The sequence below is a fragment of the Streptomyces sp. CB02980 genome (genome assembly GCF_014451325.2).
Taxonomy (GTDB): domain Bacteria; phylum Actinomycetota; class Actinomycetes; order Streptomycetales; family Streptomycetaceae; genus Streptomyces.
Genome location: NZ_JACSCH020000018.1, coordinates 87,885 through 98,662, shown reverse-complemented (window position 1 = coordinate 98,662; position 10,778 = coordinate 87,885). Strand labels below are relative to the sequence as shown.

General features: G+C 69.3%; 8 protein-coding genes and 2 pseudogenes. 4 read left to right on the top strand and 6 right to left on the bottom strand.

All coding sequences use genetic code 11. From position 1 onward, the window contains the following. Positions 1-33: 33 nt before the first annotated feature. The 4 genes from pstA to E0F75_RS31055 all read right to left on the bottom strand — a co-directional run bounded on the left by pstA (position 34) and on the right by E0F75_RS31055 (position 4,677). Positions 34-1,305, bottom strand: a complete 1,272-nt coding sequence (pstA, locus tag E0F75_RS31070; protein WP_229314283.1) for a phosphate ABC transporter permease PstA — start codon at positions 1,303-1,305, stop codon at positions 34-36. Beyond that, positions 1,302-2,318: a phosphate ABC transporter permease subunit PstC gene (gene pstC / locus E0F75_RS31065; protein WP_229314282.1), complete on the bottom strand. Its 1,017-nt coding sequence runs from the start codon at positions 2,316-2,318 to the stop codon at positions 1,302-1,304. Before pstC ends, pstA begins: the two co-directional genes overlap by 4 nt. Next, on the bottom strand, positions 2,315-2,734 hold the full coding sequence (locus E0F75_RS31060; RefSeq protein WP_229314281.1) for a hypothetical protein: 420 nt from the start codon (positions 2,732-2,734) through the stop codon (positions 2,315-2,317). Before E0F75_RS31060 ends, pstC begins: the two co-directional genes overlap by 4 nt. A gap of 1,172 nt (positions 2,735-3,906) precedes the next feature. Next, positions 3,907-4,677: a transposase gene (locus tag E0F75_RS31055; RefSeq protein ID WP_229314280.1), complete on the bottom strand. Its 771-nt coding sequence runs from the start codon at positions 4,675-4,677 to the stop codon at positions 3,907-3,909. A gap of 60 nt (positions 4,678-4,737) precedes the next feature. Between E0F75_RS31055 and E0F75_RS31050 the strand changes: the two genes are divergently transcribed. The 3 genes from E0F75_RS31050 (at position 4,738) to E0F75_RS31040 (ending at position 7,758) form a co-directional block, all read left to right on the top strand. Next, complete coding sequence (locus E0F75_RS31050) at positions 4,738-5,253, top strand: hypothetical protein (RefSeq protein WP_229314279.1); 516 nt, start codon at positions 4,738-4,740, stop codon at positions 5,251-5,253. 98 nt (positions 5,254-5,351) lie between these two features. Further along, positions 5,352-6,122: a transposase gene (locus E0F75_RS31045; protein ID WP_229314278.1), complete on the top strand. Its 771-nt coding sequence runs from the start codon at positions 5,352-5,354 to the stop codon at positions 6,120-6,122. A gap of 883 nt (positions 6,123-7,005) precedes the next feature. Next, positions 7,006-7,758, top strand: coding sequence for a hypothetical protein (locus tag E0F75_RS31040; protein WP_229314277.1), 753 nt, complete (start codon positions 7,006-7,008; stop codon positions 7,756-7,758). A 147-nt stretch (positions 7,759-7,905) separates the two neighbouring features. Here E0F75_RS31040 and E0F75_RS31035 read toward each other — a convergent pair. Continuing rightward, positions 7,906-8,163, bottom strand: a pseudogene (locus E0F75_RS31035) (helicase); the annotation flags it as partial. A gap of 254 nt (positions 8,164-8,417) precedes the next feature. On the opposite strand from E0F75_RS31035, the pseudogene E0F75_RS31030 reads away from it, so the two are divergent. Further along, a pseudogene (locus E0F75_RS31030) lies at positions 8,418-8,762 on the top strand (transposase); the annotation flags it as partial. Between the two features lie 1,177 nt (positions 8,763-9,939). On the opposite strand, the gene E0F75_RS31025 reads toward E0F75_RS31030, so the two are convergent. After that, on the bottom strand, positions 9,940-10,749 hold the full coding sequence (locus E0F75_RS31025; RefSeq protein WP_229314276.1) for a hypothetical protein: 810 nt from the start codon (positions 10,747-10,749) through the stop codon (positions 9,940-9,942). Positions 10,750-10,778 lie beyond the last annotated feature (29 nt).

Genomic DNA, 10,778 nt, shown 5'->3' with positions numbered 1-10,778 from the left:
CGCGCCGGGTCGGGTCGGCGGCGGTGGTGGTGGTCAGCCGATCGCGGGCGGGGCGCCGGGGGTCTCGGGCTCCGGGCCTTCCGGGCTCCGTGGGCCCGGTACCGCGGCCGACGGGCCGGTGCGGCCCCCCATCCGCTCCAGGTCCCGCAGCGAGGCCGCCGTCCTGCGCCGCTGCTGACGCCGGCTCAGCTGGCCGGGGCCGCGACCGCCGATGACGCGGGCGACCAGGAAGAGCAGCAGGACCAGGGCCATCAGGAGGGCGGCGCAGCCGAAGCCGCGGGCGATCATGTTCTTCTCCGGCGAGGCCACCAGCGTGAAGGTGGCCAGCGGCAGCGAGGTCTGCGGCCCCTCGAAGGGGTTGAGGTTGAGGCCGGTCGCGGCGCCCGAGGTCAGCAGCACCGGGGAGGTCTCGCCGATGCCTCGGGCGGTGCCGAGGATCACGGCGGTGGTCAGCCCCGAGCGTGCGGTGGGCAGCGTCACCGTCCACACCGTGCGCCACTGCCCGGCCCCCAGCGCGTACGAGGCCTCCTTGAGCGAGCCGGGCACGAGCCGGATGACCACGTCCGCGGCCCGGATGATGATCGGCAGCATCATCACCGAGAGGGCGAGGGCGGCGGCGAAACCGGACTTGTCCAGGCCCAGGGCGAGGATCGCGGTGGCGTAGACGAACAGGCCGGCCACGATGGACGGCAGGGCGGTCATCGCCTCCACGATGGTGCGCACGAACGTGGCGTACCGGCCGGGCACCTCGTTGAGGAAGACCGAGCAGGCGAGCCCGAGCGGCACCGTGATCAGCAGCGAGATGCCGATCTGCTGGAGCGTGCCGACGATGGCGTGCAGCATGCCGCCGTCGGTGATCGGCTGGAGGGGTCCGGTGCCGGACATGTCCTCGGTGAAGAAGTTCAGGTGGGGCAGGGCCTCCCGGCCGCGCCACAGGGCGTACCCCACGATGAAGAGCAGCGCCGCGAGCAGCAGGGCGGCGAGGGCGTGGACGATCGTCTGGGCGAGCCGGGCGCGGATCGTGGCGCCGTTCTCGTCGAGGGAGATCAGCACCGCGTACAGCGCCATGAAGGCGAGGTAGGCGAAGACGGTGAAGCCGAGCGGGGCGTCGAAGGGCAGCACCCGGCCGAAGAGCACCGATGTCAGGGCCACGGCGGCGGCGCCCGCGCCGATCAGCGCGAAGACGTCGCGGGCGTGCAGGGCGGACGTGGTGCGGCGGCTCTCGGCGGGCGCGCCGGGGCCGTCGGGGACGACGTCGGGCGTGACCGTGGCGGTCGGCCGGAGCTCTTCGGTGGTCAGGGTCATGCCTCGGCTCCTGCTCCGGACCGGCTGCGGGCGACCACGGAGGATGCGATGAAGTTGACGACGAGGGTCATCAGGAAGAGGGAGAGGCCGGCGGCCATCAGCGCGGACATGCCGAACGGGCTGGCGGCTCCGTAGCGCAGGGCGATCAGCGCGGAGACGGAGTTGGCGCCGTTCTCCAGGATGTGCGGCTGGAAGAGGAAGACCGGCGAGATGATCATGACGACGGCGATGGTCTCGCCGAGTGCCCGGCCGAGCCCCAGCATCGTGCCGCCGATGATGCCGCCCTTGCCGAAGGGCAGGACGACGGTGCGGATGACTCCCCACTGGCTGGCGCCGAGCGCGAAGGCACCCTCGCGTTCGCCGGGCGGGGCCTGCGCGAAGGCCTCGCGCATCACCGAGCAGGCGATCGGGGTGACCATCAGCGCCACGACGATCCCGGCGATGAAGGTGGAGGAGGTGTAGACGGTGGCGGAGGCGAGCGGGTCGTTCGGGTCGACGCCGTCCACCGCGAAGACCGGGATCCAGCCGAAGTAGGTGGAGATCCAGCGGGCCAGGCCGGTGATGTGGGGCTGGAGGAAGAAGAAGCCCCAGAGGCCGTAGACCACGCTGGGCACGGCGGCCATCAGGTCGACGAGGCTGACCAGGGTCCTGCGCAGCCGGCGGGGCGCGTACTCGGTGATGTAGAGCGAGGTGCCGAGGGCGAGCGGCAGGGCGAAGGTGATCGCGGTCAGGCCGATGAGGATGGTGCCGGGCAGGACGGCGGCGATGCCGAAGTGCCGGGAGTCGGGCTCCCAGGCCGGGGTGGTCACGAACGAACCGCCGGCCCCGCCGAGGGCCTCGCTCGCGCGGACGCCGAGGAAGACGCCGACCAGGGTCATGGTGACCAGGACGAGCGCTCCGGCGCCGCGGGCGCCGACGCGGAAGAACCGGTCGGCGGGGTCCTTGGACGCGGACGTGGCGCGCGGCACCTCGGTGTCCGCGGCGGCGGTCGTGGTGGTGGTGACGGTACTCAAGAGGCGTTCCCCTGGACGGCGTCGGGCAGCCGCAGGCCGCGCAGCCTGCGCGTGTACGTCACGCCCGCGGCCACCTGCCCCTCGATGACGGCGGCGAGGAAGAGCTGGAGGCTGTCACGGCATTCGCGCTGGCGCCGGAACTCGCGGGCGGCGACCGCCACGCAGCGTTCGTCCATGGCGAGTTGCCAGGTCCAGGTGCCGTTGGAGGTGGCGGCCATGGTGATGAGGGGGACCGCGCGGTCCAGCCCGTCGCGCAGCCGTACGACGGCGGCGTGGCAGGCGGTGTGGCCCCGGTGGAGCTCCGGGCCGCGCCCGAGGTCGTGGTTGTTGGCGCCGACGAGCCGCCAGCTCACCGCTTCCGCGGTACCCGCGCCCGGCGACCAGGCGTGCGGCGCCTGGCGTCTTTCGACGTCCACCCATGAGACAAACAGAAACCGTGGCCGAGACACGGAACCGCCCCCTTCGCCCGGAACTCGGCGTGGCCGACAATCGACCACGCAACCGTGGCTGCGGGCATGACAATCACGGCGCTGGGCGCTGACCACTCCACAGACCGGTGAAGCAGCGACGCATAAAACATGAACGAGAGGTAGAAGCCCTTGGGAGGAATCGGCGAGACACCGGCCGATCGGTCCCGGATGTACGGCTTCACGGAGAACGGCGGCACGAGGGGGAAGCACTGCCTCCGGCCCGTCCGGAGCAGCGGCGTCCGGCCGCACGGGATGACATCCGGCCAGGCGGGAGACGTTCCGGGGGGATGAGATCCGGCCGGGCGGGGACGTTCGGGGTGGGGGTGTGAGACGGCTCACGGTCCGACGGGAGGTGGCCCGTTCCGCGCCATCCGGGTGATTCACCGGGCGTGTCGCGGAGTCGATGTCCCGGGTCCGCCCTCGGGAGGTCGCAGACTGGGGGAGCGGCACCGGCCGTGCGCGGCGGGCTCGCACCGCCGAACCGTCCGCCCGGTGGGATCACGGGTCGGAACGATTCTGCGGGCACCACGAAGTGGTGGGGCGGGTGGGACTCGAACCCACGGCCGACGGATTATGAGTCCTTTGGGGATCTTGGCGGCCCTTGCCTTTTGTTGCTCAGGATTGACGTTTTGACTGGTCAGGCGGGGTGGACTGGGACCGTTCATCCTGACCCTTGTCAGTCCTTTCCTGTCCTTGTGTCCAGTCGCTGTCCAATCTCCGTCCCATCCCTGGCCACGCACAGGGCTGCCGAAGCGTCGCGCCAGCTCACTGGACTGATACGGACTCGTGCGCGGCGGATTCCGATTCCAACGCGCAGAGGCTCCGCCCCCCGTACTGGGGGCGGAGCCTCTTGGCCGTTTCGTCGGACCAACGTCTGACGCTCAGGGTATCGGGCTTGCCCTCCTGCACCAACCGGACATGCCACGCTCGGCGGTCAACCCCTCATCAGCTCCGCCACTGGCACGTCGGCCGCGGCGGCGAACCCAATCCCGTTCCCGGCCGCGCCATCCACCAAGGGGAAGATGGGTTTCAGGTCGCCGGGCGGTCGCCTAAGGGCTGTCCCGTAAATGATCTACGAGTCGTCTCGGGCATGGTTGGCCGCAGTGTGACCCGCTGATCTATCCGGCGAGGGCGAGGTTGTGCAACCTTGCGATGCCGAGCATGGCGTGGTGGACGCCGTCCCCCTTCAAGCGGCAGTCGCGGAGGATCTTCCAGGTCTTCATGCGGGCGAAGACGTGCTCGACCCGGGCCCGGACCTGCTTGTGGGACTTGTTGTGCTCCTCTTTCCAGTCCGGGAGTTCACTCTGGCCGCGCTTGCGGCGGTGCGGGATGACGAGTCCGGTGCCCGGGTAGCCGCCGTCGGCAATCGTGGTTGTTCCGCTGACGGCGGCCTTGGCTCCGGACTCCTCCCATGCCTTGCAGTCGTTGCGGTTTCCGGCGAGCGGCCGGCCGACCACGACGACCAGGCGAGTGTCTGCATCGATGACGACCTGGTGGTTGGTGAAGTACCGGTAGTTCTTCGACCGCTCGGCGACGGTGTGGTCCCGGGTGGGGACCAGGGTGCCGTCCACGATGAGCACGGTGTCCTTCGCGAACCGCTTGCGGGGCTGGAGCGCGAGCATCGGTCCCAGGTGGTCGATGATCCGGTCCGCTGCCGACTTCGAGATCCCGAACAGTGGGGCAAGCTGCCGCATGGTCAGGTTGGTTCGCCAGTACGCGGTTACCAGCAGGGTCCGGTCTTCCAGCGGAAGGCTCCACGGCCGGCCCTTGCGGGCCGTGTCCGCACCTGCGCGACGCAGCACCGTCACCAGCTTCCCGAAGGCACGCGGGCTCAGCCCGGAGAACGGGGCTATCCAAGACGGCACCGACGCCGTGATCACACCAGCCACATCGAGATCATCTCGCCCATGCGACCATTTTTGTTCAGGCCCGTGGTCGAGAATCCTGCCATGAGCGAAGGTGACCGCCACGAGGCATCCACACGTACGTTCCTTGCATACGCAGCCGAAGTGGCTCGCTTGCTGGACCTTGAGGCTGCGGCCGACGTGCCTGAAGACCGACGTGCGCGGCACTTGGCCGGAGCTGCACGAAGGCCACTGCTGGAACGCGCCACCCTGTCTGAGGAGTTCTTCGATCCGCTGATGGCTGCTGCTGTCTACGACCCGGACCCAAGCTTCTGCCGCTGGTTCGTCGAGCCCGCGCTCTACGCATTTGGGCGCCGCAGGGTCATGACGGCATTGCTCGGCTATCTCCGCACGGGCACGACCGCAGAGATAGCCGGTGCCCGGCGGGCCTGGTACTGCGCGCATCTGCCACTACGCGCTGACCGATCACCGGCCTACGCGCCCAGCGGAAGTCGCGATCCGGCCCTGGATGAAGTGGACGACGTGGTGGGCCGGTGGCTGAAGTCGTCCAGCACCCAGCAGCGTGATCTCAATGCCTCAGGGAGCCACGACCAAGCCTGAGACCCTCGTGGCCAGAGGGCCGTGGCGCAATTCCTCGGGGTTACGGGACAGCCCTTAAAGGGTGTTGCAGAAGGCTCGGTTCCGGGCATTTTCCCCGTATGGGTGGGGTGTTGCGGGCTGAGTCGGTGTGGGTCGAGACGTTCACGGGCTTGCGGATCGAGCGGTTCGCGAGGCTGGTGAAAGTGGTGAAGGAGCGGGGCGGGAATGGTCCCGGTGGGGGCCGTCCGTGGTGCCTGCCGCTGGCCGACCGGGTCCTGCTGGTGGCCGTCTACTACCGCACCAACCTCACCATGCGGCAGCTCGCCCCGCTCTTCGGGATCTCCCCGGCCACCGTCTGCCGGGTCATCCACCGCCTGCGTCCGTTGCTGGCCCTGGAGCCGGCCCCGCGGCCGGTCGCTGACGTGGACCGGCTGTGGATCGTGGACGGAACCTTGATCCCGGTCCGTGACCGGACGGTGGGAGCCTCCTCCCGCAACTACCGGTTCTCGGCGAACGTGCAGGTCATCATCGACGCAGACAGCCGCCTGGTCGTCGCCTCGGCCCGGCCGGCGCCGGGCAACAAGGCCGACGCCCACGTGTGGCGGGAGTCAGGCCTGCCGGCTACGGCGGCCGGGACGACGGTGATCGCGGACGGCGCCTACCTCGGCACCGGCCTGATCGTGCCGCACCGGAAGAGAGCCGGACGTCCCCTCCTGCGAGGCCAGGAAGAAGACAACGCCGAACACCGGCGCGTCCGTGCCCGCGTCGAGCACACCTTCGCCCGGATGAAGAACTGGAAGATCCTTCGCGACTGCCGCCAGAAAGGAGACGGCCTCCACCACGCGGTCCAGGCCGTCGCCACCATGCACAACCTCGCCATGACTCGGTGAAACACCAGGTCAGACGCCACTTCGACCTGCCGAAGCCGGACCTTCTGCAACACCCTTTAGGCGCGGAGTTGACGGCACCTCGATGCTCAGACGTTCGCGGGCGGCTCTGGGGAAGTGTGCGAATGCGCGGCCGAGCTGTGGTTGACGCGGAGCGACGACTTCGTCGTCCTGCGGGAGTCGGACAAGGTCACGCAGCACAACCTGGGCGCGAACGCAGCCTGGAGGTCGCGATAGGGGAGGCCTCGGATGAGCCGCAGTGCGCCGGCTCGGCAGCCGACGCAGTCTTTGCCACCCTCGTGTCCAAGTCGGTCATGGTGCCGTGTAAGCCCTCCGCAGAAGATGCCGGAGGCGCCGCCCCGGCTGGGCTTGCCGCGGGGGTGACCCCTTCGAAGCGATGGCGCCGGCAACTTCGCCAGCCGGATCAAGACCAGCGGCTGGCAGGCATACGACAAGATCACTGCTGGCGGCGATTTCACTGGTGATGAGGCGCCGATGTCTCGCCACCGATGGGGCCGGTGCCCTGTGGGTCTATTCCCACCCGCTCCCACCGCGGGGCGTACAGCACAACCCGTGCCACCGCTCCCGTACGCCGCGCGGTGCACAGGCGGCAGCCGAACATCGGCGGCTCGGCGACCGCGGCGCGGATCCGCCACGCCGCCGTTGGCACCCGGCTCCCCTCGGCCGGCAGTGTGGCGTCCTCTTTCGCGGCCAGACGCCCCAGGGCAGTACGCGCGCTACCCACGCCGCTGTCGGCAGGGAACTACATTCCGCGACGCTGGGCCCATCGGCGTCCGGCACAGTTCGACGTGGGCGCGTCCGTCGATGCGTGATCGTGACTACAGACCGATACGAGCACTCGTACGATCGTGTTTACGATTCCGGCATGATCACGTTGTCCGTCGACCCCACCTCGCAGAGCTTCGCCGATGGCCAGGCGCTGGGGGCGCTACTCGTCACCGCCGCGGCCATGGTCGTCATCTGGTTCGCTACCCGGACCTGGCGACGGGGTCCAGTGCCGGCAGGCGCGGTCGAAGCCGAGCGAGCCTTCTCGGCTGCCCTGCGCCGACGCAACATCGTCGTCGGCGTACTGCTTGTCGTTGCCGCCGCGGGTCTGGTGCGGGCATGTAGCTACGAGGGACAGCCGCCCACCGCCAACGCAGCCCCCGTCGCCCAGGAGCGCGTCATCGCCGCCGCCCCGCGCATCGGCGCGTACCGGCTGCTCACCGGCGAGGAAGCAGCCCAGTACGAGCAGCCAGCTTCCGGAAAGGAGCCCCGGGGCAAGCACTGGTTCTACGACGGGCCCGGCCAAAAGCCGATCGGCGCCATCCTTCAGATCAACGCCGTCGAATGGGACGCGGGACTGGCCGAGGAGAAGCGCTCGGACACAATGACGCAAGAGCTGCGCAACTTCTTCGCCGGGGCGAAGGCGACCGAGGTCACCACCTTCGAAGCAGGCCCCTGGGGCGGCCAGCTGAGCTGTGGCTTTATCGAGTCGAACGAAGGGGTGCGTCCGATCGTGTGTGCATGGACCGACGGCGGCACATCCGGCAGCGTGGTGCTGGCGGACGAAAAGAGTCTTCCCGATGCTGCCACGGTCGCCCTGCAGTTCCGCACCGCCTCCGAGAAGCGAACCTGACGCACCCCGCGGTCCTGGGGCCCCGGCGCCCGCTTCGGACGCCGAGGGCCCGGGCAGTCCGACACGCCACGGTGATGGCGTCATCCGACCACCGCTGTTGGACCGCCTGCGCCACCGGTCGAGGAATACCGCCTCAACCCGCTGCCGTGGTCCACGGCCGCTCGCCATGCCCGCCTCCGGGGCCGGGCCGATCTCGCGTTCGATCGCCTCCGACAGACCGAGCTCGGCCCCCGGGAGCCACGCGCCGAAGGTCCCGTTCGGGTCGTCGGACATCGTCGCCAGCTCCAGCTCCTGGCCATCCGCGTCCTTCTGCGGCCGGGGCGAGGCGAGGATGAGTGGTGTGGCGGTGAGGTAGAGCCGGAAGTCCGCCGGGATGCGGGCGTTGCCGTGGATCGCCGCCCATGGGGGCGAACGTCGCTATCTGTCCCGCGGACACGTCCGTGAGCGGTGTCGCGTCGGCCTGCCACGCCTCGACGGGAGTCATCCCGTTCAGCGCGGACGGGCGGTGGCGGGTGTTCCACCAGGTCACCCAGTCCAGCAGCAGACCCACGAACGCCTCATACGTCAGGGGCGGGGCGCCGGGGTCGGGGACCCTGCCGCCGGTGAGCTTCTGGCGCCCGGTGTAGCGGGGGAGAGACGAGGAACATCTCCTCCACCGCGTCGTCGTGGTCGGCCGGCCGTTGCCCGGCAACCGCAACGACTGGAAGGCGTGGGCACTGTCCGTAGCCAAGGATGCTGTCGGCCGCACCACCGTGATCGCCGACGGCGGCTACCGGGGCACCGGCCTGGTCATCCCGCACCGCCGTGAGCGCGGGCAGAGCGAACTGCCGGCCTGGAAGGAAGAGCACAACGCTTCCCACCGCCAGGTCCGCGCTCGTGTCGAGCACGCTTTCGCCCGCATGAAGGCCTGGAAGATCCTCCGTGATTGCAGGTTGAAGGGCGACGGCGTCCATTCCGCGATGAGCGGAATCGCCCACCTGCACAACCTCGCACTCGGACGGTAGACGAGCCAAGCGGGCAGCAGTCGATCACGGACCCACCGCCTCGAAGATCTTTACGGGACAGCCTTTAGTACCAGACAGTGAGGATTTCAGCCTGCCGCGCCTCGGCAGAGTTGTTGGGGAGGTAGAGCACAGTCCACGGAGCAGTCTTGGATTGGGCAACGTCGCCCGCTGCGTCGCCCACCACGGTGTCGTCGTCCTTCATACAGCGCCAGTTGACTCTCTTCCCGGCGATCAAGGAGGTTCCCCCACCGGCCCAGGAGCAGCGGAGGGTCGAACCGTCGGCTGGAGCTTTGATCTCCAACGCCCAAGGGAGGGTACTGGGCTTGGTTGACGTCTGGGATCTGTTCGCGAATGTCGCTTCCTTGATCATCAGCGTGTCGGGGTCCCATGGCGATCGCAGGCACGCAACCTTGCGGGCGTGAGACCAACAGGGATCCACAAGGCCAGCACCCTCCGCGTTGCATTGCCAAGCTGCAGGGTCGGTAGACGACAGCGACGCCTCCATACAGTGGCCCTTCTCCAATTCGAGAGATGTCTCGAAGGGCGGGCGCAGTTCTCCTTGATCTGTAAAGGGAAGTACATTCCTCTCAGCGGTGAGGCGCGGTTTAGGCGGGTCTCCACCGTCCCCGTCGGTCCCCGTGATCATTGTCGCCAGAACTGCGCTGATCACGCCCCCGATTACGGTCGCAACCCAGATCCAGGCGTGTTGCCACCACGGGCGCCTAGCCTCGCCGCGATCTCCGCGCAGTGAACCGGCCTCAGCTCGCTCGCCACGGTCATCATGGTCGTCGTGTGGATCCATCTGCGTCATGGGGCCTCCGGGTGCAGGCTCTCATCACGAGGAACGGCAGCTCAGTCGACACATCGTTCGCCCCCGCAATGGACGCAAGGTCACCCACGGTTGGACCAGCGGATACGGCCCCTTCCGCACCCCTTGAGGTCGGGCTTACCTTCGGCCGGATCTCTCCGTCGGGGGGTGACTCTTCACAGCCTCTCTTCGCAATCCATGAGGCAAGTCTTCCTGATGTCTGCGCCCTCCAGTGCGAATCCGGCTGATTCCCAGGCTGGCTCCCCACTTCGCGTTTTGCCCTCGCGCCCTGGAACTCGCGCTGCTCTCAGATGGGTATCCGCAGGGGCGCGACGCGAGATGCGGCCGCGCCCCTTGGTCGGCGCCTGGTCAGGGTGTGATCTTCGGCCGAGGCTTCTTGGCGGAGGCACGGTTGCTCGGGCGGCGCTTCGCGGCCGGGCGGAGGGCGGCGCTGTCGGTGGTGGCCTGTTCGGTCTGGGGTTCCTGGTCGTCGGAGGTGGGGGCCGTGTCGGCGGGCTGCTGCGGGTCGGGCGCCGTGGGGGTGCGGTCGTCGTCGCCCGGTTCTGTCGGGGTTTCGGAGGTGTCGGCCACGTCTACGTTGACCGCCGGGGCGGGGTCGGGCGTCGGCTCGTCGTCGGGTTCGGCGGGCGGCTGGGTGTGGGCCTCGGGGCCGCAGTCTCGGAGGGACGTTCCGACGGGGGTAGCGGCCTCTTCCTTTGTCTCGTTGAGGGCTTCGGCGAAGAGGTCGTCCCAGGGGCGGTGGCCGACGTAGTGGGGCTTGAGGGTGAAGGCGGGGAGGAGGTGGTTCTCGACGGTGTCCAGGATGAGGTCGGCGGGGTCGACGTCGTCGTCTTCGGTGAGGAGGGTGATGGCCCTGTTGTAGCGGTGGCCGGCGGCCAGGCGGAGGGCGAGCTGCGCCTGGTGCGCGTCCTGTTCGGCGGGGGTGGCGTCGGTCGGGATGGAGGGCGCGGGGGCGCCGGTGATCCAGATCTGCGCGGTGGTGCCGCCGAAGACGGGGCGGAAGCTGAGGCCGCGGCCGTCGTCGTGGATGAGGTGTGCCGCGCCGTCGGCGGGGGCCTCGGGGTCGACCGCCCAGGTGCCGGTGGTGGGGTCGGCGAGGGTGAGCCGCTGGGCGAGGGTGAGGGCCGCTTCCTGGACTGCGGTGTTGGTGATGAGCATGGGTTCTCCAAGAGGTCTGGTGGTACGGC